This window comes from Paenibacillus etheri, from assembly GCF_001012825.1.
In the GTDB taxonomy this organism is placed as follows: Bacteria; Bacillota; Bacilli; order Paenibacillales; family Paenibacillaceae; genus Paenibacillus_AQ; species Paenibacillus_AQ etheri.
In genome coordinates this window covers 167989-191057 of record NZ_LCZJ02000014.1, presented here as the reverse complement: position 1 = coordinate 191057, position 23069 = coordinate 167989, and the positions used below count along the sequence as shown (strand labels likewise).

The window sequence follows — 23069 nt, the reverse complement described above, 5'->3', positions numbered from 1 at the left end:
AAGTTTCGATTACTGTCTTTTTGCTGCAGCTGATGCCTTTCTCTTCTGTCGAGCTTCTACGATATAACGTATCCGTACCATCAGCATTAATCCGACAGCAACAAGCAGGCATTGGATAATCGGAAGTTTATCGTGCTGGAAAATAAGGAGCATGCCGGAGCCAATCGCCATCATTATGTACAACATGATCTCTTTGCCAATCGATAACTTTTGATTCACACGAAATACCTGGTTATACACAAAAGTAAGTAATATAAAAATAACAATATAAGCAATAATTGGATGATCAGCAAACCAGACCTGCATAGCTAATAACACTCCTCCCAAATTTAAGATACGTTTACATTATATCATCAGTAAGGGAAGTTTTTGTTATAAAAAAAACCGCCGAAAGTTAAACCTCCGACGGATCTTTACTATGCTAAGTTGATCTTACGCGTTTGCTTGTGCCATTTTACGTTGCTTCTCTACACGTTCGCGCTCGCCTTTGTTCAGAATCTTTTTGCGCAAACGAATGGATTTAGGTGTGATTTCACAATATTCATCTTCATTCAAATATTCAAGCGCGCCTTCCAAAGAGAAGGTACGTGGTGTCTTCATTTTTACAGTATCATCCTTACCTGAGGTACGCATGTTGGTAAGTGCTTTTTCTCTACAGATGTTAACGATAATATCGTTATCACGGGTATGCTCGCCTACGATCATACCTTCATAAATTTCTGTACCTGCATCCAAGAAGAGAATACCACGATCCTCAACACCCACTATTCCATATTGTGTTGTTGATCCGGTCTCACTTGCTACAAGCACACCTTGATGACGTCCGCCAACTTGACCGGCAACCAGTGGAGCGTAGCTGTCAAAAGCATGGTTCATAACGCCGTAACCGCGTGTCAAAGTCAAGAAATACGTGTTGTAACCAATCAAACCACGTGCAGGAATCAGGAACTCCAGACGTACTTGACCCGTACCGTTGTTAATCATGTTGACCATTTCGGCTTTGCGAGTGCCCAGACTTTCCATAACAGAGCCCATGCTTTCTTCTGGAATGTCAATCATAAGACGCTCAAGTGGCTCCGATTTAACACCATCGATTTCTTTAATGATTACTTGTGGTTTAGAAACTTGCATTTCATAACCTTCACGACGCATATTCTCGATCAGAATACCAAGGTGAAGCTCACCGCGCCCAGAAACGATAAATGCATCAGGACTATCCGTTTCTTCCACACGCAAACTCACATCTGTCTCAAGTTCTTTAAAGAGACGCTCACGAAGCTTACGGGAAGTTACCCATTTACCTTCTTTACCAGCAAAAGGACTGTTATTTACAAGGAAAGTCATTTGCATAGTTGGCTCGTCGATTTTAAGAACTGGCAGCGCTTCTGGATTCGCTGGATCAGCAATGGTCTCACCAATGTTGATGTCCTTGATCCCTGCGATAGCAACGATATCCCCTGCACCCGCTTCTTCTGTTTCAATACGTTTCAAACCTTGGAAGCCGAACAATTTCTCAATACGCGCGGTTTTACTCTTACCGTCACGCATAATTACAGTTACAGATTGACCTTGTTTGATTACACCGCGGTTTACACGGCCAATAGCAATACGACCCAAGTATTCGTTATAATCCATCAACGTTACGAGGAATTGAAGCGGCTCTTCTACACTTTCAGTTGGAGCTGGGATATGCTCAACGATTGTTTCGTAAAGTGAAAGCATTGTCTCATCTTGCTTCTCAGGAACCATGCTTGATGTTCCGTTAAGAGCAGATGCATAAACAACCGGGAATTCCAATTGTTCGTCACTTGCTTCAAGCTCGATGAACAAATCAAGTACTTCATCAATTACTTCCTTCGGACGAGCAGCTGGACGGTCAATCTTGTTCACGACAACGATTGGAGTCAGCTTTTGTTCCAATGCCTTACGAAGTACGAACTTCGTTTGTGGCATACAGCCTTCGTAAGCATCAACAACCAGCAATACACCATCAACCATCTTCATGATCCGTTCTACTTCGCCACCGAAGTCAGCGTGTCCAGGTGTATCCACAATGTTAATCAAAAACTCTTTATAAGTTATTGCTGTATTTTTAGCTAGGATTGTAATTCCGCGTTCCCGCTCGATATCGTTAGAGTCCATGGCGCGTTCTTGTAGGTGCTCGTGTGCGCTGAAGATCCCCGATTGCTGAAGAAGCTGATCGACGAGTGTTGTTTTGCCATGGTCAACGTGGGCAATGATCGCAATGTTGCGAATATCTTTTCTTGAATGCATGATTTGTATCCAAATCCTCTCATTTATCAAATTAAAACTGTTAAAATTCATAGCATGTCACGGCAGTCTCACAAAAGAAGCGCCAGGCAGAAAGCCGACGCTTCAACATAACATTAATATTATAGTGAAAGCACTATGAAAAGCAAGTCTTTTTATGAAAAAACAGTTTCCAATTTTCGTTTTTTTTTTAGGATGAAACATGAACTAGCTTCGATTTCATCTATTCCAGCCGCGTGTTCTGCCCCGTCCAGTAATCAACCAAATCCCTGCAGCGATGAATACAATACCAATTAGATAGATCACACCCGTACCCATGAGACTGAAAATACAAAGCGCTATGCTTAGAACGCCTAATATAACAGCAATTGCAGATAGTCCCCCTGTCCGTCTTGGAGAATTAATGGAATATTCATACAAGCCCACGGCAATGCCGAGTAGCAGTACAGGCCATAAATATTTCATAAGCCCCCATCCCCATATATTGCAAAGAACAAACAATATACCATACACCGTTAATATCCCCGCGGGAATCAATACCGTTGCGGAAGCACGGCGGCTAAAAAATAACATATGTAGAACTAATCCTGGAAGTAAAATCACTAATGGCCAAAGGGCACGTCCCAAAAATCCGAAGACCCCCAGCTTACCAAATAAAATCACAAATCCAGCAACTGCAATAAGTATTCCTAGTCTTATGTCATTCTTGGAAGACATCTTTCACCAATCCCTTCAAATTCACGTCTACCTCACTACCTTGTCATCTCATACCCAGAAAACGACAGGATTCTTATTCATATATTATCTGAAATACACACAAAATGCCATCACTGACCATGCAAAAAAGGACAATTCCAATTTATGGAGATGTCCTTTTAGTATTGCCTTTTATTGCAATTTATTAACCTATTGATGTTGTTCTGCGTTTAAAGACTCCAGTAACAACCACTAATATTCCTAAAGCGATCGGCAGTATGGAATGCGTGGATGGAAGCAAGAAGGACAGCATTGTCCCTAATTTTGCATCTTGAAGCATCATATCGCCTGCTGTAAAGGCTAAAATATAAGCGCCGATAAATACGAGTAACGGAAATCTATGTAGCCAGCCTACAATGAGGCCACTTCCCCATACTACAATCGGAATGCTGAGTGCAATCCCGATGACTATTAAAGCCAAATCACCTTTGGCTAGACCGGCAATCGCCAGGACATTATCCAGACTCATAATAAAATCAGCTACGAGAATCGTTCGGATTGACTTCGATACGGATGACGCTTCAGCAACCCTGAGATCCTCTTCTTCTTCCAGCAGCAACTTGAACGCAATCCAAAGCAGCAAAATTCCTCCTCCAGCCTGGATATAAGGAATTTTTAACAGTAATACTGCGACAAAAGTAAGCACACAGCGCAGAATAACAGCTCCAGCAGCTCCCCACCATACCGCAGTCTTCCGTTGCTTCTCCGGAAGGTCCTTACTGGCCATCGCGATGACCATAGCATTATCTCCACTCAGCACAAGATTGATCATCAATATTTCACCAAGGAGCAATAATGATTCCATTCTCTCTTACCTCCCCGAATCACATGTAACTACATGTATGTTCGGAAGTGACAAGCTATGCTTCCTGTCCAACTTTTTTTGAGGATGAAAGCATGTATGCCCCTTTTTTTGCGTATACAAAACTAAGCATATCTTCGTGCTCATCTTAACTACTTTAGGGGTGAATATGCCTTGAATACATCCATCTGGGAGTTTGTATTATCGCTGCTCAATATTATTTTTCTAGATCTCATTCTGGCGGGAGACAACGCTATAGTCATCGGGCTTGCTGCGCGTAATTTGCCGGTCAGTACTCAAAAAAAGGCTATCGTGCTCGGAACAGCAGGTGCAGTCGTATTACGGATTTTCGCAACGGTTCTGGTTGTATGGTTATTAAAAATTCCTTGGTTACTTCTAGCAGGCGGGACTTTACTTATTCTGATTGCCTATAAGCTGTTAACAGATGAGAATAATTCAACGAATATCAAGGCTGGTCAAAGTCTATGGTCTGCAGTGGGTACGATCATTTTAGCCGATGCTGCGATGGGACTGGATAATGTCATCGCCATTGCGGGAGTTGCTAAGCACAATATCTCTCTAGTTGTCATAGGACTGTTAATCAGCGTTCCAATCGTGGTCTGGGGAAGTACTCTCTTTATTAAACTAATCAACAAATATCCATGGATTATTTATATTGGCTCAGCAGTCTTAGGTTTTACAGCTTCAAGCATGATTACAGATGAGCAGCAGCTATCCCCATTTTTTGACCAGCATCCACTATTGAGGGCTCTGTTTATATTTGTGATCATTATCGGCATCTTAATCGGAGGCCACTGGAGACGCCAATCAAACCATCAAAAATCAAAAAAGCTGCCTCAGCCGTAGATGCTACGAATGAGACAGTCTTTGTTTATAACAATTAGAACCATTCTTCCTGTAATCCAGCCTGAGCACTTACTACCTCTCTAGGCTTCTCATCTCCATACGGAGTGATCAGCACGGTCTCCGTGGCTTCAATCGCTGCGTCCAGTAATGCAGAATAACTTGGGAGCGTAGCTTCAATCTTATCTACAATCCGTAAATTCGGGTTCGTTGTAGGGGATTTTGGTACAAACAAAGTACAGCAATCTTCATAAGGAAGGATAGATAACTCATAAGTGCCGATGTTCTTAGACAGCTCCACAATATCACTTTTGTCCATCATTACCAGCGGACGTAGAAGAGGAAGATCAGTAGCACGACCAATCACGTTCATGCTTGGTAACGTCTGGCTAGCGACCTGTCCAAGACTTTCACCGGTTACGATCGCAAGTGCACCCTCACGTTCAGCAAGCTGTGTAGTAATCCTCAGCATAGCTCGACGCATCAACGTAATAATCAGATTGTCCTGTCCTATTCCAGTAAAAGACGTCTGCACCTCTGTAAAGGGTACTAAATGTAGCTTAATGACTCCCGCATATCGTGACAATACCCGTGTAAGATCAACCACTTTTTGCCGAGCAAGCTCACTCGTATAAGGATAACTATAAAAGTGTACGCACTCCACCTCAAGTCCACGACGCATGGATGACCAACCGGCTACAGGACTATCAATGCCTCCGGAAAGCAATAACATCGCTTTTCCATTCGTACCAAGCGGAAATCCACCAACACCAGTAATATTTTCGCAGAATATATAAGTATGACCTTGACGAATTTCGACTCTCAGCTCGAGTTGAGGTGACTTTACATCCACAGTAAGCCCGGAATAGCCTTGCAGCAGTGGTGTCGAGACTAGCTTATTCATCTCCATGGAGCCATATGGGAACCCCTTCCATACACGGCGTGCATTAACTTTAAATGTAGTACCCGGTGCAGGAGCGATGATCTCTAAGAATTGACGGCTGACAGCCACAATATCCTCAAGGTCTGATTTGGCCACTTTCACTGGACTGACAGAAGCAATACCAAACACATTCTTCAGCGCTTCTACCAAGTCAACAGCAGGTTCTCCGTTCAGCTCCACGTAAATTCTTCCAAACTCCTTGGTTAGAACCACCTTTGGATAAGGCTTAGTCATTTCCTTCACATGACGTAATACTGTTTTCTCAAATCTGGCACGATTCTTGCCCTTTAATGTAAACTCCCCGAAACGCAAAAGCAGCATATCGGCATAATCTATACTATTGGCTCTGCCTTTAGCAGATTCCTGATTCTTCTCATTCATTAGTTACTTCATACCTCCTTCAGCAATCTTTAAAGCTCGTACCGCAGTAATTAGTGCTTTCTCAAGCGCCGCGACATCTTCTTCAGTGTGACTATCACCGAAACTGATGCGTATGCCTCCTGAAGCTACAGAAACATCTTTACCCATAGACAATAGAACACGACTAGGTTCTGCCAGCCGGGAGGAGCAAGCCGACCGGGTAGAAACAGCCATCCCTAGTTCCTCCAGCTTACGGGCGAACACTTCCCCTTTCATGCCAGGGTATGAGAAATGCACAATATGAGGGGCTCCATCCTCTCTGCTGTTTATAACAAATTCAGGAACACTGTGCAAGAAGCGTAACAGTCGGTCTCGAAGTGGAAGCACTCGTGCATAAAAGATTTCGCGTTGCTCACCACTTATCCGCACCGCTTTGGAAGATGCTACAATTGCAGGGACATTCTCGGTTCCAGCACGTAGTCCCTCTTCATGAGAACCACCTGAAAGTAAGGGGAACAGTTGGATTCCTTCTTTAATATAGAGAAGCCCCGCTCCGCGTGGGCCTCGAATTTTGTGAGGAGACAAGCTGTAAAGATCCGCTTTCCATCCTTTAAGGTCAACAGCAAGCTTACCATAACCCTGAACGCCATCTACATGAAATAAGGTTCGTGGATTTACAGATTTAATCAGCCTGCCAATCTCCACCAGCGGCTGCATTGTTCCAATCTCATTATTTACATGCATCACACTTACGAGCACAGTATCACGCCGTACTTCAGTAGCTACTCGCTCTGGATCAATCATTCCAGTACTATCGGGCGCTACAAAAGTAATCTCCCAGCCATTTCGCTGCAGTTGCAGACAACTTTCATACACAGAGGGATGTTCTATTTCCGTAGTTATAAGATGACGTCCTCTTGACTGATACTGCAAAGCAGCACCTTTAATGGCTAAATTGTTACTCTCCGTAGCCCCGGATGTAAATAGGATCTCCTTAGGTTGTACAGATAACGCAGCCGCGCATACTTCTCGTGAACGCCTGATCAGCTTGGCCGCTTCACTGCCTGCACGATGTAAAGAGGACGGGTTAGCATAGTGTAGCTTCATAATTTGTTCCATCGTCTTCACCACATCTTCATAAGGTGGTGTAGCGGCGGCATAATCCCAGTAAAGCATATATTGATTGTCTCCTTTACTTCGTTAAAGTACAGTAATCATTCTTTCTTAAATTACGGAAAAGGATCAAACGGTAATCCCAAAACCCAGTCATGCGGTTTAAGGGAACTACCCGTTTGATCCTATATATTATACAGCGTATTGCGCGCGAGCGCGTTCTATTTTAGTGAGATAGGACTGCGTCTCTTTAGGAAGCAGCGTGAGTTTCTCTAACAATTCCTGATCATTGCTTACCCCAAGGTTAATGACCCTGCCTGGCCCTGCATTGTAAGCCGCTAATGCCATCTTTTCCTGTCCATCAAATCGCTTCAATTGATAAGAAAGATAGCGTACACCACCATCAATATTTTGAGCCGGGTCGAAAGAATTTGAAACCCCTAAACCGCTTGCTGTTCCATCCATTAACTGCATTAATCCTTTAGCACCAGCCGATGAGACAACGTTTGGATTAAAGGAGGATTCTGTATCGATTACAGCTTTTATCAAATCGACCGGTACCCCGTATTTAGCACTCGCCGTTTGAATCAGGTCATCATAGCTTGTCGGTTTAGTATCCGTTATTTCCCCGGAAATTACACCATCGATGCTTTCAGCTGTCCCACCTATCTGTTGCCATAACAGGCTACTAACAGATGATGCATCCGGGAGTGACGTTAAGAAGCTTGTATCCCCGTTATTAGAGGTGTTAGAAGATAGAGCTTGAAGCATTGCTGCAAATTGAGAGGCTGATGCGCCTGACCTTTCAGTTCCATTCGCTGAACTACTCTTGGCGGTTGCACTCTTTAAGCTTATCCATTTAAGCTGCCCTAACCCATTGGTTGCAGCGGGATTAATCTCCATACCGGCGCACTCCTTTTATCCTGTGTATCATATCTATTGGTCTAACATTAGATTTCGATGAATTACGGCTTAATATTACATTTTATTCGTGATTATTGCTATATGCTGGAATGAAAAAACAGACTTCAGACCCTGATATTTAGGTCTAAAAGCCTGTTATAATTCAAACTTTACGCTTCTTTTTAGCGAGCAAAGGGGATCATCACAAAGTAACTAAGTGTGGATACAATCCCTAACCCAATCGCCCATGCCCCAAGTGTTTTTTGCTCTTTGGCATATGCATAATAACCAATCACAACTGAAATGGGTCCAAGAATGATGGACCAGAGAAACAAGGAGGCAATACCCATAGCAAGCCCAGTATAACCAATCGCTTTACTTCCGCTATATTCCTCTTCGCTCTCCTTAGTTTCACTCGCCACACGTGGTGTTGTATCCCGGACCGGCATCGAAACTGGACTCACCTCTGCGGCATACTCCTCTTGATGTTCCCTGTCCCTCCGTGGATAGTCTACTCTGCGCGGGCGCAAAATGACTTTTCTCGGACCGGATTGTCCATTTGATGAACTTGATTCATTTTCCTTTTCTCTGTCCATAAGGGCGGCCTCCTAGGAGTTCGGCTTAAATGTTAAACAGCATGTTGCGGACGATGTTGCGACATGATCGTGGTGACCCTCATTCGTCATTTCTTCAGCATATTCTTCTTTAAATCCACTACCCACGTGCTTGTCGATCTCAATAATAATTTCTTCAGCCCGGCATAAATTATGCTCGCCCCAATAATGACAATTGCTCACACTACATTTGACTAATGGCTTTACACTCGACATATTTATCACCTCGGCTTCATTATGTCCGCACAATTCACCCCCTATTCGATAGGCTGGTTTCCAGTTGATGTAACGATGCCAAACGCAAAATATCCCCACAAAGTGGGGGTTTGCTTCGATGCGTACTCAGGTACTTTGTGTGGGCCCCAAATATATAAATTCTAATACGTCAAAAAAAGGATCAGCCCTCGTCAATATAAATTGACGAAGTGCTGATCCTTTACACGAACAAGTTAACTGTTAAACCTGATTTTGCATACGTTTCTCAGTCAAATAGTCGTTCTCATAATAAGTAAGGTCATCGCGTAGCTCTTCATAGGTCTTGGTAATTTCAAGAATGATATCACGCGCCGGACGAACTGGTTTTTTACGGAAACGAATGGCATCCTGTCCAGTATAAGCATAACGACCATCCTCAGAATAGCTTTCATTCTTTGGATAGAAGAAGTTATTCACCCCATAGTGATATACATTATAAAGCGCTTTCTGCGCAAAAGATTCATCGAATGTAGCACGACGCAGCGCAACTCCCAGCTTCTCATAAGACATTTCTGAGAACACTAACAGATGACGAACATCGGACAAGAATCCTTGATAAAATTGTACAGATTCTTCATCACCTTCTGTTGCAAGCTGAGGCAATGCATGCTCGTTAAGAAAAATCTCCATCTTATCAATTACATCTTTAAGTTTGTCTCTCGTCGATTCACATAATTTCTGCACATTGGCTGCTGACATGGCGGTTGCTCCCCCTTATTATTCCCTGCTCTTGTAGTCAATAAAGTTAATCCTATGAAGAAATAGTCTCTAGACGTATCTCTTTACTCTTGCAATATCAGGATGTGAACACAGAGAAGTCTAACCTTCTGAAAATTAAAAGAACATCTATCGACATCTCTCCTGCAATATCAGGATGCGAACTCGAGATGCTTATTCTCTCTGATATTATCATAAAAAACGTTAGGAAGGTATCCTTTTCTAAGATGCATAAAACATACGCTCTCATCTAAACCTATAGACATTACAATGCATAGAGGAGCGGAAATCATGTCACGTAAAAATCTAACGGTTGCAGGTCTGGTAACAGCTGCGTTCACAGTTGGTTTACTTACCTTTGCGCTACGTCCTGCCACTAATGGGACGACCAGAGAAGTCGCTAATGTCGCTGTACCCAATCCTGCTCCAACTCCAGCCCTACATTCAGCACCAAATCCTTCACAAGAAAAAACATTGAAGAAAAGCTCTTTATCACAAGATGTTGATGCGACGGATCACCTGAATAGAGTGGATGTCAGCAGACATTTGACTAAACTCCTCTCTGAAACGGATGGAATCTCTTCGCTTCATGATAAATCAGTGTATGCGAAACGTTTGCAGCAGAACCACGGATTTATCACTATGCTTATGTGGATCGATTTTCGTAAGCATAAAACGGAAACCTTTAAATCCTCCTCATTTCCTCAAGGAACTGAACAAGAGAATCAACAGCTGCAAAAATATCTTAAGACGGCGAAATCAGCAATTCGTGGTCATCAGTCCTATGAATCTCCAACGTTTACAATTGGTAAAGAGAAATATTACTTTATCGCTCAGCGGAACAAAGAAAAAAATATAGGCATCATCGCACTTATTAACCAAAAGGTGCTTGGGCGTGTGGCAGACCATCAGCTGAAGAACCTGCGTCTCATTCCTTATCCGAAGGAAGGCAATTACCGTGTAGAGTCCGTCCATACCGACAATTTAAAGGATATCACCGTCAAAACTGGTCATGATAACGAAAACGCCAGCCATTTTTATGAGAATGAAATTGTCGTCCGTTTCCGTAACAACTCACTCACCCCGGAGCAGCTTCAAACGATCACTGCCGACATCAACGGTAAGAAACCACGTAAGCTGGGGTATGCCTATATTTTTCGTTCGGAGAAGCTGACTTATTACGAACTCAAAGACTATTTCACCAATAAATGGCATCCTGAATATACAGAGCCTCACTATATGTATTTAACCAATGATACGATAACTAAAAACGCAGAGGGAACTGTTACTCCAAATGACATGTTATTCTCCACTTATCAATGGAACCTGCCGGCGATAGAAACGGAACTAGGATGGAATTTATCCAAGGGAAGTAAAGAAGTGATTGTGGCCGTAGTGGATACCGGAGTCCAAATCAATCATCCGGATCTAAAGGGTAAGCTTTTGACAGGGTATAACGCGATCACCAATGGTTCCACCCCAGAAGATGATGTAGGACATGGCACACATGTATCTGGAATTATAGGTGCACTGGTTAATAACGGAGAAGGAGTAGCGGGAATCAGCTGGTACAATAAGATCCTTCCAGTAAAGGCACTCGATAATTCAGGAGCAGGTACTACCTATTCCGTCGCTGAAGGAATCATTTGGGCAGCTGACAACGGTGCAAAAGTCATAAACTTAAGTCTAGGTAACTACGCGGATTCCCAGTTTCTTCATGACGCAATCAAATATGCCTACGATCGAGATATCGTCCTCGTATCTGCCGCAGGCAACGATAATACAGAACGACCAGGATTTCCAGCTGCGTATCCCGAAGTGATTGCAGTAGCTGCAACGAATGCTTCAGGTGAAAAAGCTTCCTTCTCCAACTACGGCGATTATATCAATGTCGCTGCACCCGGAGAAAGCATAGCAAGTACTTATCCTGATAGCCAGTATGCCGCTTTATCCGGTACATCGATGGCCAGTCCTCATGTCGCTGCGCTGGCGGGTCTGGTGCGTTCACTGAATCCGAATCTGACGAATACGGAAGTTATGGATCTTATGACCAAAAATGCCGTTGATTTAGGCACTCCCGGTCATGACAAATATTTTGGCTGGGGTCAGGTCGATATCTATAAAACACTGCAAGCCGCTAGCGGTAATCAGGTTCCACTACAGCTATGGCCACAGCATGTTCAAAAGCAAATGAATCAATTGAAACAAAGATTAAGTAACTCAAAGTAACACTCCTTCTTAACCACTCACCTGCAAAAATCGGCCAAGCAAACGGAGAAATAGCCGTAAACCTTCCTCCATATCCGTTTCATTCATTTGTGAATAACACAAACGGATATGCCGGGAAGAGGTCTCCGCTGAGTAACAAACATCACCAGGTAAAAAAGAAATGCTCATCTGCTCGGCTAGCTCATGCAGCCTTGCGATATCAGGAGAAGCCGGCAACTCCAACCAGAGATTAAGTCCTCCCTCTGGGAGAATGTATTTCACTCCAGGCGGCGCGTAAAGCTTCAGAAGCTTCGTCGCCTTTTCCATGCGAGTACGGAGTGTAACTCGCAACTGTGCAGCATAGGTTTCATACTTGCCGGCTATGAACGGCAGTACCGCCCTTTGCGTGAGCAGCGGACTCCCAAGATCACTTGCGGACTTGGCGGCGATAAGACGCGACAGAATATTTCCACCAGCGGCTACACAAGCAATTCTGCAGCCAGGTGCAATAACTTTACTGAAACTCTTCATATAAACTACATGCCCTTCGGAATCCATCGATTTGATCGTAGGCGGCGGAGGCGCATGGAAATATAAATCACTAAATGGATCATCCTCAACAATAAGGCAACGGTAACTGCGAGCTAATTCCAGCAGACGTTGTCTTCTTGCTATGCTCATGGTTACTCCGCTTGGATTCTGAAAAGTAGGGATTGTATAAATTAGCTTAGGCGGTCTTTGATCACACATTCTTGTTAGAATATCCACCCGCATACCCTCACTGTCCGTAGGTACAAAGATCATCTCTGCACCTCGACCTGCAAAAACATCTATAGCCCCGGTATAACTGGGAGCCTCAAGATACACTGTGTCCCCAGGTCCGACAAAGGTACGAGCCACCAAATCAATGCCTTGCTGAGTTCCGCTTGTGATCATCACATCGGAGGAGGTAAGTGTAATTCCACGTGTTTTTAAATGATCTCTCATAATTCCTCGCAGCTCCAGATCACCTTGGAAGTTCCCATAGGTTGCCATAAGCTCCGGCTGCTGCGTGACTAATGATGCGAAGGAGTCGCCGATGTTTTTTAGAGGTAGTAACTCACTATGAATTGCAGCGATATGAAAGGGATACTTTACTTCAGAGTAATCAAAATTGCGCCAAAGCTGCGCTCGCGGCAAATAATCATCATATACATCCTGCCAGCGACCATCTTCCTGACGTTTAGTGTGCTTAGGGTCGGCTACAAAGCAGCCTTTACCTTGTCTGCAATAAATAAGCCCCCGCTTCTCAAGCACATCGTACGCCTTGCTTACTGTAAGCTGGCTTACTCTCAAGGTTGTAGCCAAACTTCTTACGGAGGGCAGCCGGACACCTTGCTGGAGCAGTCCTGATGAGATCCGCTGACTTAGGGTTTCACTGATTTGATGGGGCAGAGATTTACTGCCGTTGCGATTCAAATCGATATGCATGAACCCTTCACCTCCACTGTTATATTCAACGCTTTACTGTTATACAGCACTCCTATTATGATAGCACCAAATCGAAAGGTGGAGAACCATTTATGGATATCAAATACTCAACAGCAGCCAATCATCTAGGATCATCAGCCGTTCGCGAGATTCTAAAAGTTACACAGGGCAATGACATCATTTCACTTGCTGGCGGGCTGCCTGGCGAGGATTTGTTTCCCTTGGAGGCCGTGCGGAACGCTTATAACCGTGTGCTCTCCAGCGATACCTCAACGCTTCAATACGGACTAACCGAGGGCTTTACTCCACTACGTGACAAAATCGCTGAAAGACTTACTCGGCAAGGAATCCCTGTTACAGCGTCTGAGATGATTCTTACAACAGGTTCCCAGCAGGCCATTGATCTACTATGTAAAATGCTACTTGATCCCGGTGATGCTGTCCTTGTTGAAGCCCCCACTTACCTAGCAGCCTTACAAGTACTCGGATCTTATCGAGCGGACATTCATACGATCAATAACGACGAGCAAGGCATTCTGCCAGATCACCTGGAAGATCAAATTCAAAAGCTGCGGCCCAAGCTTCTATATGCAGTTCCGACCTTCAACAATCCTTCAGGAGCAACCTGGAGTAAGGAACGTCGTGAGAAAATAGTTGAAATTTGCCGCCGCTACAATGTTCTTATCTTGGAGGATAATCCTTATGGTGAAATAACCTTTGAGGAAAATAAGGATCTTTATCCACCCTCTCTAGCGTCCATCGACAGAAGCTATGGCGGCGATTATTGTGTCGCTTACACTGGAACTTTTTCCAAAATCGTAGCCCCCGCCCTGCGTACCGGCTGGATTATCGGCGATTCGAATCTGATCAAGACGATTGCCAAGGCAAAACAAGCTGCTGATCTGCATTCTAGCACCATTGATCAGCGCGCTTTAGATGAACTTCTGCTTCATTTCGATATTGAGCAGCATATACGTGTTATTTCACGAGAATATTATTCTCGAATGAAGCTTTTATCAGCAGAACTTAAATCACAGAACTGGGAAGGAGCTCATTTTCTGGAGCCACGAGGCGGTATGTTCTTATGGCTGACGCTTTCCCAAGAGATCAACACGAAGGAATTACTTCCACTAGCTGTAGAGCACGGTGTTGCTTTTGTTCCAGGTGAAGTGTTCTATTCATCACAACCTCATAAGAACAAGATGCGTCTGAATTTCACCCATACGCCACCTGAGCGGGTACCCGTTGCTGTTCAGCGTCTGGAGAAGGCGTTGGTACAATGGCGGGAGAGTCAATCCATCGTTCAATCGTAATCATACAAGAAAAACCTCACCTAACGGCTCGGTCCTTTAAAGATCTGGAGTAAATCCACCGCTTCAGCGCGGGAGGGGACGAATATGGTTTCAATCGCTGTTGAAGTTCTTGTTTCTTTTATCATTTTATATGGTTGAAACAAGAACTTCTTCAATCACTCTGTGCAGCTAAAAACACCAGAGCCCTTATCTGCAACAATTACGCTGTTTTGGGATGCTAACGGACTCTTGGGTCGATATATGACTGAAATGGCATGATATGCCCCCCTAATTATGATAAATAATGTCCCTCCAGTCCGAAACTCGCTCCAAAACGCTTAAAATGCGCATATAGTTGCATCTGAGTCCGTTACCACACAAACAAATAACCATGGATTGTGTGGTAAGCAAAAACGATTACCGTCCTTAAAGGACGGTAATCGTTTTTGCAAGAAATAAGACATAGAGTATTGCGTGAAACTTATATTCTCTTGTACCTTAAATGAAATCCGTTTTAATTTGAGTTAATTTCCAGCAAAAGTTACAGTATAGAATGCGCACTAATGATTCTATTGCATTTCGTGCAATCAAATCAGGTTAAATAAACCTAATTTGTGATTCTGTAACACTTTGTGCATTAGAATCTTATAGATTAACCTAAATGATATATAAACGCTCGATTCTGTTGTATGAAATACACTAGATTGTTTTTCTGAGGCAATTTCGCTGAATTCTATTGCAGTAACTACATTAGAATGTCACCTAGAAGTTTTGGTACACAGAACCTTAATGGAACATCGGATCTTTAAGAGGGGCTCTGCTCCGATGCGTACTCAGGTACTTTGTGGGGGCTCCAAATATATATTTTCTATAATCGTCCTTATAAGGGCGGTAAGCGTTTAAGCGAGAAATATAAGACATAGAGTATTGCGTGAAACTTATACTTTCTGCTATTTAAATAACCCGGCTTCTTTATCCTTTATAGGATGGGAAAGCCGGGTTATTTATTTTCTAATCTACTTCTTAAACACTTCTATGCTATCTTTATTGAGCCTAAAATAACCATTTTCAACGAATGACATGATTCGACTGACACTTACCCCTGTTTGAAGGGCTATGTTTAATACCATCGTGTCGGGTGAAGTCTCTACGATACGCCTGATTCTCTGATACATCTCATCACAACTACTGCACATCCTCTTATTATTTCGTTCATATAAATGTCCGCAGAAATCGCATATCTGATAATTTCCCATGTTACACATGTCCCACTTTCTACTTATCTTCTTGCCACGTAACTATAGGAAAAATCTCCCTATGATATATTGATTATCCCTAAAAATTCATGATTATAGGGAATTCTCCCCATAACTCCCTTAATAAGCACCTATTCCCTTCAAACTAACCAATTTATAGGGAGGTTTTCCCTATAAATTGGTCACTATTTGCTTAGTTCGTCTTCCCTCACAGCACCAATGACAATTAAGATATGCTCCGGTCAGTAGCTAGGGCAGTTACGGATGTCTTCCCCACTTTCACACACTCACCTTGTTTCGAAGCTTGCACAAAAAAGCCTTCTTTATCAATTTCGACGTTGAAACTTATACTTTCTTATATTTTAAAAAAGCGACGTGATCCGGTTTCCCGAGATACGCCGCCGCTTGTATGGTGTTGTTAAATAAAAACGTTGCAGTTAGGAAAGTTTGCCGTAAGCCGGGTTCTGTGCTCGTCGTGGTTCGATCGGGAACTACCCTCCCACCATAAGCGACAATCATCTATCTAGGCCATACATTACTGCACAGCTCCAGCGACCAACCTAGACGCGCCTCAGGCTAAGGCTGCCTATTCCAATAAAGGAATCTGCTGCGTCTTATTAGGTCTTGCTCCAGATGGGGTTTACCAGGAACGAAGTCACCAGCGTTCCTCGGGGTCTCTTACACCTCGGTTCCATCCTTGCCTGTGCCGCCCTAAGGCGGCCATCGGCGGTCCATTTCTGTGGCACTATCCTTCGGCTCGCGCCGACTGGACGTTATCCAGCATCCTGCCTTATGGAGCCCGGACTTTCCTCCCGTGACGTCTTCACGTCACCGGCGATTGTCTGTCAAACTTTCCGACAACATTATATATTATACAGACATCACCTGTCTGGCACAAGCATAATTAACTGGAAATTTTACAGAAACTTAAATGGCTCCGTATTCACCTGCGAAGCATGTACAGTTGTATCATACTTATGCTCCACTAGTTTCCCAGTCATCCACTCTGCTACTTTCTCTTTCATGATCTTCTCCGCATTATGTCCCGGATCAATCAGAGTGATACCAGCGAGTACGGCATCCTGTGCAGTATGGTAATCAAGATCCCCTGTGACCAGCACATCCGCACCGCGGAAAATAGCACTATTATAATACTTTCCACCCGAACCGCCGAGAACAGCAGCTTTACGAATCGGACGATCCAAATCACCTACAACACGTACATGGTCTACTTTCAGACCTTTTTTTACTGTCTCAACGAATTGCCCAAGGGTTGTAGGCTCTTTGAGCTTACCTACTCGCCCAAGCCCTAAAGTGCGCCCTTTAAGATCCATCGTATACAAATCATAGGCAACCTCTTCATAAGGATGAGCCTTGAGCATAGCCTGTACCACTTTATTGCGGATAGTGTGTGGCACGATCGTCTCAATACGAATCTCCTCGGCCCGCTCCATCTTACCTTTTTCCCCAATATAAGGATCTGTGCCTTCTCCCGGAATAAAAGTTCCGTATCCCTCAATATTGAAGCTGCAATGACTATAGTTGCCGATTGCCCCAGCTCCTGCATTCAGGATAGCATCCAGCACCTTCTGATGATGATCCTTTGGCACAAATACCACCAGCTTTGATAATTGCTCTGAATGAATGTCTTTGATGGGCACTCCGTTCTCTATGCCTAGAGCTTCCGCCATCCAGTCGTTCATTCCACCTTCTGTAACATCCAGATTCGTATGACTGATGTATACTGCGATGTCATTTTTGATCAATTTTTCATACATTCTGCCCATCGGTGTATCGGTCTGAATCCCTTGCAGCGGACGAAAAATAATGGCATGGTGGGCAATGATTAGATTACAGCCGAGACTAATTGCCTCTTCAACGACTTCATCATTAACATCCAGTGCAACTAGCACATTGGTTATTTCTTTCTGTAAGGAACCTAGTTGCAGACCGACTTTGTCCCAATCTTCGGCTAAATGCTTCGGAGCCAGTTGTTCTATATATTGAATTACTGTTTGTCCTTTGGCAAGCATTGCAGCACCTCCGTAATCTCCTTGATCTGATCTCGAATTAATTTCCGTTTATTCTCCGCAGATTCAAGTTCTGAACGCGACAATGATGTCAGTATGCCTTCCAATTTCTGAATCTCTCCCTGCCACTTGGCAAAAAACACTTCATTTGGTGCTTGAATCAGAAAAGGTCCCATTTGTAGCAAGGTATCCTGACCACGAACCATAGTGGAATCGCCTAACGTAACCTCTCGATATACATTGGCATTTGTAATTCCGGCACTTGCGTTCTCTGGTACAGCTGTCAACACTTCATACAACTTGCCGTCCTCTTCCAGAATACTTTCAGCGATAAGAACCCATTCATTATTTAGTAACCAGCGGCGCAAAATATCCTCGCCTACATTCGGCTGAAGTACAAGTGTTGTAACATCCTTTAGCTTGCCTTGACTCTGACCACGATCTAAGATCGAGGCAATTAAAGCCCCTCCCATGCCAGCGATCGTGATACAATTAACTTCACCAGGTTCCAGTACTTCAAGACCGTCTCCTCGCCGCACCGAGATCACCTTTCCTAGTCCAGCCTCTGCAACGCCTTTACAAGCAGCATCAAAAGGACCCGGGTTCACCTCACCTGCTACCGCGAATACAGCCTTACCGCTTTCTACAGCAGCTACAGGAAGCAAAGCATGATCAGAGCCGATGTCTGCCAACCTGCTTCCTTGCGGAATTTGCTCCAGCAATTGCTGAAGCCGATCTGATAATTTCACATTATTCATGTTGCCACCCACGTTATCCATTTTTTTCGAAACAAGAACAGCAGGGCCAACCCTACCGCAATTTTTAAAATTAACATAAACGAAATCCACTGTGGATAATCCTGTCTCAATAAAAGGGCATCGAGCTCAGGCATAATCCATAGCGATACTCCCACTGCAAAAAAAACACTAGCGACGCCTTTAACTCTGTGATGTAAAAGCCAGCTTAACCACACCATCATTACACACAAGGGAAGCCATAAGAGCTCAAGCTCTAGTATCGAAGCCTCAGGGCGTTTTCCACCGAAGAATCCCGCATATAGTAATGCCCAAAAAGCATAACCGCAGTACTGCAGCAATCCAATCCGGAGTAAAAATCCCAGAATGCACCATAACAAGCCACAGGCTCCAATCAGAATCGGTCTCCAGAGCTGAGGATCAAGATCATGCAAAGCAATCATCCATAGTCCAAAACCAAGCGTTAACACACTTCCTAGCCCCGCTAGGATAAGACTAATAACATGATTTCGGCCCCTGTAAACCGCTGAGTATCCATAACAGACAATTAATACGGATAGTGCTGTTGCAAGTTGCAAAGGCCAGGGAAAAACGCTAAAATAAAGACTAATCAAGAAAATCAAGGAAATAATTCCAAAACCAAACAGCCAAATTTTGATGTTTCCCTGCTGTAGATTCTTCAGCGAAATCGGATTGTTATCCTTCTCCGCAGCTTCATCATCATACAGGTTGGTTAAGAAGTCGCAATATTGCTCTGGCAGCAATTTGTTATTTCTCCAATACTGTATCTCATTTATAATAATTTCGCGTTTTTCCAAATTCACTGGCTCATCCTTCTTTCCAGATACACAAGGTCAGCACTTTTAGGGTCGTAATTCAAATAAAAGAACCTCCTGCTACTGAGCAGCAGAAGGTCCAGTTCATGAAATACTATTCAAGGAAATCCTTAAGCCGTTTACTGCGGCTAGGGTGACGAAGCTTACGTAATGCTTTAGCTTCAATCTGGCGAATCCGTTCGCGGGTAACGCCGAACACTTTGCCCACTTCTTCAAGTGTTCTCGTCCGGCCATCATCTAGGCCAAAACGCAGACGAAGTACATTCTCTTCACGCTCCGTGAGCGTGTCCAGTACATCCTCCAGCTGTTCCTTCAGCAGTTCATATGCTGCTGCATCCGCAGGAGCCAAGGCTTCCTGATCCTCAATGAAATCTCCCAGATGTGAATCGTCTTCTTCACCGATCGGTGTTTCGAGCGATACTGGTTCTTGGGCAATCTTCATGATTTCTCTAACTTTCTCAACCGTCAGCTCCATCTCAGCCGCAATTTCCTCTGGCGAAGGTTCACGTCCAAGTTCTTGCAGCAATTGACGAGAGACACGAATCAGCTTGTTGATCGTCTCCACCATGTGTACAGGAATACGAATTGTACGTGCCTGATCTGCAATCGCGCGGGTAATGGCCTGACGAATCCACCAAGTTGCATACGTACTAAATTTGAACCCTTTGTTATGGTCAAATTTCTCTACCGCTTTGATCAGACCCATGTTACCTTCCTGAATCAGATCGAGGAACAGCATTCCACGTCCAACATAACGTTTAGCAATACTTACTACGAGACGAAGATTTGCTTCCGCAAGACGACGTTTAGCTTCCTCGTCACCATTCTTAATCCGCATAGCAAGCTCCACTTCATCGTCAGCCGATAACAGCGGAACGCGTCCAATTTCTTTCAGATACATACGGACAGGGTCATTAATCTTGATCCCTGGCGGCAGTGACAAATCATCATCAAAGCTGAACTCATCGCCCTCTTTGTCCTCATTGTCCTCATTTGGTCGGAGACTGTTAACCTCCTCATCGTTCTCGTTTACAACTTCAATTCCCAAATCACTGAGTTGTTCATAGAACTCCTCCATTTGCTCGGGGTCTTGATCAAACGGCGATAATTTCTCCATAATATCTTTGTATAGCAATGATGATCTTTTCTTGCCTTGCTCAATAAGCTGATCCTTAACCTGATCCAAAGTAAATTCTGCTTCCAATTCAGTATGCTGATCGTTCGCCATAATTCGACTCCCTCCTCCCTAGGTACATCCTGTCAACATTTCATTGTCTCTCTAGGGCTATAATCTCACTTGCTATTTGTGCCGCACGCAAAAAGTCACCTGACTTTTCCGCCTGAATCATCTCTTCACGCTTCTGATCCATCTTGCGCTGCAGTGGGTATTTCCGTACTTCACGGATACAATCATCCAGCACCTGCATATTCCAGTCTGGAGGTGTATCCATCATGGAAATTGATGTAGCAGTTTTCTCTAGACGATCATCCTGAAGCGATGACAGAAACCGACTAATGCCGGGTGGTTTGCCTTGCGCGTAATAGGCATATAGATAAGCGGCAATTGCCGCATGATCATCGATGTTGAACTCTTCTCCGAGGCGTTCGCCCACATACGTGGCGGCTTCCGGGTCCTGAATCATAAAGGACAGTAAACGCCGTTCCGCGACATGATAAGCGGGCAGTAAAGTTGGTGTCTGCACTTGCCCTTTTTTATGCCTACCATTATTCCACCTTTTGTCGTTATTATCCCCTTCAGGGATGTTTTTTTGCATCGATGCCCTAAGTAAATTACAATCCTGCTTCAAACTATCATATGAAAGTTCCAGCTCAGAAGCGATTTCCCTTAGGTAAACCTCTCTCTCGGTCGAGGAATGTAACGAAGCAATGACCTCCAAAGCTTCTTTGACGTAGGCAATTTTGCCATCTTCCTCTAGGAGTATATGGTTTTTTTTCAGATATATAAGCTTAAATTTTATGGATGAAACCGCTGAATCAATAACCTGATCCATAAACCTTTCTCCACCATGCTTGGAGATGAATTCATCTGGATCGAGTCCGCTTGGCAGTAAGGCGATCTTTACACGCAGGCCGCTGCCTTCAAGCATTGGAATGGACTTTATAGCAGCTGCTTGTCCTGCCCGGTCACCGTCATAAGACAGTACAATTTCATCAGCCAGACTCTTCATCAGTGCTACATGACTTTCAGTTAAAGATGTTCCCATTGTTGCTACACCGTTATGCACACCTGCTTCCCAGGCCGAAATGACATCTCCGTATCCTTCAAAGAGGACGATTTGCCGCGTTTTACGGATGGATGCTTTGGACTGGTGCAAATTGTATAAAATCCGGCTTTTGTTAAACAATCTACTCTCTGGAGAATTTAGATACTTGGGTTGTCCTTCTCCAAAAATTCTTCCGGCAAATGCAATCACCTTGCCTGTGCGGTTCGCAATCGGAAAAATAATCCGACCCCGGAAACGGTCTATATACCCTTTGCCCTCACCTCGTGCAGACAGGAGTCCACCTTTCTCCATCTCAGCAAGATCAAAATTCCGTTTCTCCAAAAATTGTAGCAAAGTATCCCAGCGGTCCGGAGCATATCCGATCTGAAACTGGTCAATCATTTTATCGCTGAAGTTCCGGGCTCTTAAATACTCCATTGCGGCTTTGCCGTGTTCCGTATTCTTCAGCAAGTAATGATAAAACTTTGCCGACCATTCATAAGCTTGAATCAACCGATCGCGTTCCGGATCAGGAGGAGACATCAGGCCTCCCTTACCTTCGGGAACGGGAATATCACTTTCTTCAGCCATTATTTTGACGGCTTCGGGGAAGGTTAATCCTTCGATTTCCATCCTAAATTTGATGGCATTTCCACCCATGCCGCAGCCAAAGCAATGAAACACTCCCCGGTCGGGGGTAACTGTAAAGGAAGGGGTTTTCTCCGAATGGAACGGGCAGAGGCCCCATAAATATTTCCCCTGCTTGGACAAATGGACAACCTTACCGACTGTATCGACAATATCATGACGTGCAAGCACGCTTTCGATAACTTCTTCCGGAATATTCCCGTGTCCGCTAGCCACTTCAACCACCTTCAATTCTTAACAAATAAATATAATTCGCTATTGCTCCACATTCTCCTGCAAAAGTATTAAAAGTTTTGTCATTTTATGTTGAAAATATATTTTTTCTTCTGCCGTTATAGGTTTTGGACCCTTAGAGTAATGTCCCCGTCTTCGTTCCACGGCCCTGGCATGCCTACCTTCCAACATAAAATCCATTTTGGAATCGTCATATTCCTGGCCACGAAAAGAAAGCACACTGCAGCGTTTCCCGAGCGCAAGTGCTGCGAGACCATAGTCCGCAGTCAATACCACATCTCCTGCAGAAATATGATTGGCAATATATAGATCGGCGCTCTGATCTCCCCGGTCCACCTGCACAACCGTTACACCTTCTTCAGCTTTCAGTGCATGGTCATAAGAAGATACCATCAGTACCGGCACACCAAAGGCGCGACCAACTTCAGCAATCTCTTTTTTGACCGGACAAGCATCCCCATCCACGACTATAGTTCTAGACCGGGACTTCTTCTCCATGATCATCACCAATTTCCCG

20 protein-coding genes and 1 other RNA gene are annotated in these 23069 nt (G+C 44.1%); 3 read left to right on the top strand and 18 right to left on the bottom strand.

Going from position 1 to position 23069, the window contains the following annotated elements:
• Positions 1-9 precede the first annotated feature (9 nt).
• The 4 genes from UQ64_RS02905 to UQ64_RS02890 all read right to left on the bottom strand — a co-directional run bounded on the left by UQ64_RS02905 (position 10) and on the right by UQ64_RS02890 (position 3832).
• A complete protein-coding gene (locus UQ64_RS02905; protein ID WP_060622018.1) occupies positions 10-306 on the bottom strand; it encodes a YlaH-like family protein in 297 nt (98 codons plus the stop codon).
• A gap of 126 nt (positions 307-432) precedes the next feature.
• On the bottom strand, positions 433-2274 hold the full coding sequence (gene typA, locus UQ64_RS02900; protein ID WP_060622017.1) for a translational GTPase TypA: 1842 nt from the start codon (positions 2272-2274) through the stop codon (positions 433-435).
• A gap of 216 nt (positions 2275-2490) precedes the next feature.
• Complete coding sequence (locus tag UQ64_RS02895) at positions 2491-2988, bottom strand: hypothetical protein (protein WP_060622016.1); 498 nt, start codon at positions 2986-2988, stop codon at positions 2491-2493.
• A gap of 184 nt (positions 2989-3172) precedes the next feature.
• Positions 3173-3832, bottom strand: coding sequence for a TerC family protein (locus tag UQ64_RS02890; protein WP_060622015.1), 660 nt, complete (start codon positions 3830-3832; stop codon positions 3173-3175).
• Between the two features lie 171 nt (positions 3833-4003).
• Between UQ64_RS02890 and UQ64_RS02885 the strand changes: the two genes are divergently transcribed.
• Positions 4004-4696, top strand: a complete 693-nt coding sequence (locus UQ64_RS02885) for a TerC family protein (protein ID WP_060622014.1) — start codon at positions 4004-4006, stop codon at positions 4694-4696.
• A 34-nt stretch (positions 4697-4730) separates the two neighbouring features.
• On the opposite strand, the gene thiI is transcribed toward UQ64_RS02885, so the two are convergent.
• From thiI to UQ64_RS02860, 6 genes are all read right to left on the bottom strand, one after another.
• Positions 4731-6017 (bottom strand): tRNA uracil 4-sulfurtransferase ThiI, encoded by a 1287-nt coding sequence (gene thiI, locus UQ64_RS02880; protein ID WP_209445700.1) that lies wholly within the window; start codon positions 6015-6017, stop codon positions 4731-4733.
• Positions 6018-6020: 3 nt separating this feature from the next.
• Positions 6021-7172 carry a cysteine desulfurase family protein gene (locus UQ64_RS02875; RefSeq protein WP_060622013.1) on the bottom strand — a complete coding sequence of 384 codons (1152 nt, stop codon included), beginning with the start codon at positions 7170-7172 and terminating at the stop codon, positions 6021-6023.
• A gap of 129 nt (positions 7173-7301) precedes the next feature.
• Positions 7302-8012 (bottom strand): lytic transglycosylase domain-containing protein, encoded by a 711-nt coding sequence (locus tag UQ64_RS02870; RefSeq protein WP_060622012.1) that lies wholly within the window; start codon positions 8010-8012, stop codon positions 7302-7304.
• A gap of 182 nt (positions 8013-8194) precedes the next feature.
• Positions 8195-8608, bottom strand: coding sequence for a DUF5353 domain-containing protein (locus UQ64_RS02865; protein ID WP_245237836.1), 414 nt, complete (start codon positions 8606-8608; stop codon positions 8195-8197).
• Positions 8609-8620: 12 nt separating this feature from the next.
• Positions 8621-8842, bottom strand: coding sequence for a DUF1540 domain-containing protein (locus UQ64_RS29830; RefSeq protein WP_082650954.1), 222 nt, complete (start codon positions 8840-8842; stop codon positions 8621-8623).
• Positions 8843-9082: 240 nt separating this feature from the next.
• Positions 9083-9580 carry a YpuI family protein gene (locus UQ64_RS02860; protein WP_060622011.1) on the bottom strand — a complete coding sequence of 166 codons (498 nt, stop codon included), beginning with the start codon at positions 9578-9580 and terminating at the stop codon, positions 9083-9085.
• 309 nt (positions 9581-9889) lie between these two features.
• On the opposite strand from UQ64_RS02860, the gene UQ64_RS02855 reads away from it, so the two are divergent.
• Positions 9890-11827 carry a S8 family peptidase gene (locus tag UQ64_RS02855; RefSeq protein WP_060622010.1) on the top strand — a complete coding sequence of 646 codons (1938 nt, stop codon included), beginning with the start codon at positions 9890-9892 and terminating at the stop codon, positions 11825-11827.
• A 9-nt stretch (positions 11828-11836) separates the two neighbouring features.
• Here UQ64_RS02855 and pdxR read toward each other — a convergent pair whose 3' ends face one another.
• Entirely contained in the window at positions 11837-13276 is a 1440-nt protein-coding gene (gene pdxR / locus UQ64_RS02850; RefSeq protein ID WP_060622009.1) for a MocR-like pyridoxine biosynthesis transcription factor PdxR, read from the bottom strand.
• Positions 13277-13368: 92 nt separating this feature from the next.
• Here pdxR and UQ64_RS02845 point away from each other — a divergent pair, with 92 nt between their 5' ends.
• Complete coding sequence (locus UQ64_RS02845) at positions 13369-14589, top strand: aminotransferase-like domain-containing protein (RefSeq protein ID WP_060622008.1); 1221 nt, start codon at positions 13369-13371, stop codon at positions 14587-14589.
• Between the two features lie 1673 nt (positions 14590-16262).
• Here the strand turns inward: UQ64_RS02845 and rnpB are convergent.
• From rnpB to UQ64_RS02810, 7 genes are all read right to left on the bottom strand, one after another.
• Positions 16263-16678: RNase P RNA component class A (gene rnpB, locus UQ64_RS02840), an RNA gene on the bottom strand.
• Positions 16679-16741: 63 nt separating this feature from the next.
• Complete coding sequence (locus UQ64_RS02835; RefSeq protein ID WP_060622007.1) at positions 16742-17857, bottom strand: Nif3-like dinuclear metal center hexameric protein; 1116 nt, start codon at positions 17855-17857, stop codon at positions 16742-16744.
• Positions 17833-18603 (bottom strand): tRNA (adenine(22)-N(1))-methyltransferase, encoded by a 771-nt coding sequence (locus UQ64_RS02830; RefSeq protein WP_060622038.1) that lies wholly within the window; start codon positions 18601-18603, stop codon positions 17833-17835. Before UQ64_RS02830 ends, UQ64_RS02835 begins: the two co-directional genes overlap by 25 nt.
• Before the next feature lie 5 nt (positions 18604-18608).
• On the bottom strand, positions 18609-19433 hold the full coding sequence (locus UQ64_RS02825; protein ID WP_060622006.1) for a hypothetical protein: 825 nt from the start codon (positions 19431-19433) through the stop codon (positions 18609-18611).
• 106 nt (positions 19434-19539) lie between these two features.
• On the bottom strand, positions 19540-20673 hold the full coding sequence (gene rpoD / locus UQ64_RS02820; RefSeq protein ID WP_042130309.1) for an RNA polymerase sigma factor RpoD: 1134 nt from the start codon (positions 20671-20673) through the stop codon (positions 19540-19542).
• A 40-nt stretch (positions 20674-20713) separates the two neighbouring features.
• A complete protein-coding gene (gene dnaG, locus UQ64_RS02815) occupies positions 20714-22534 on the bottom strand; it encodes a DNA primase (protein ID WP_060622005.1) in 1821 nt (606 codons plus the stop codon).
• A gap of 39 nt (positions 22535-22573) precedes the next feature.
• Positions 22574-23050, bottom strand: a complete 477-nt coding sequence (locus UQ64_RS02810) for a YaiI/YqxD family protein (RefSeq protein ID WP_060622037.1) — start codon at positions 23048-23050, stop codon at positions 22574-22576.
• Positions 23051-23069: the final 19 nt, after the last annotated feature.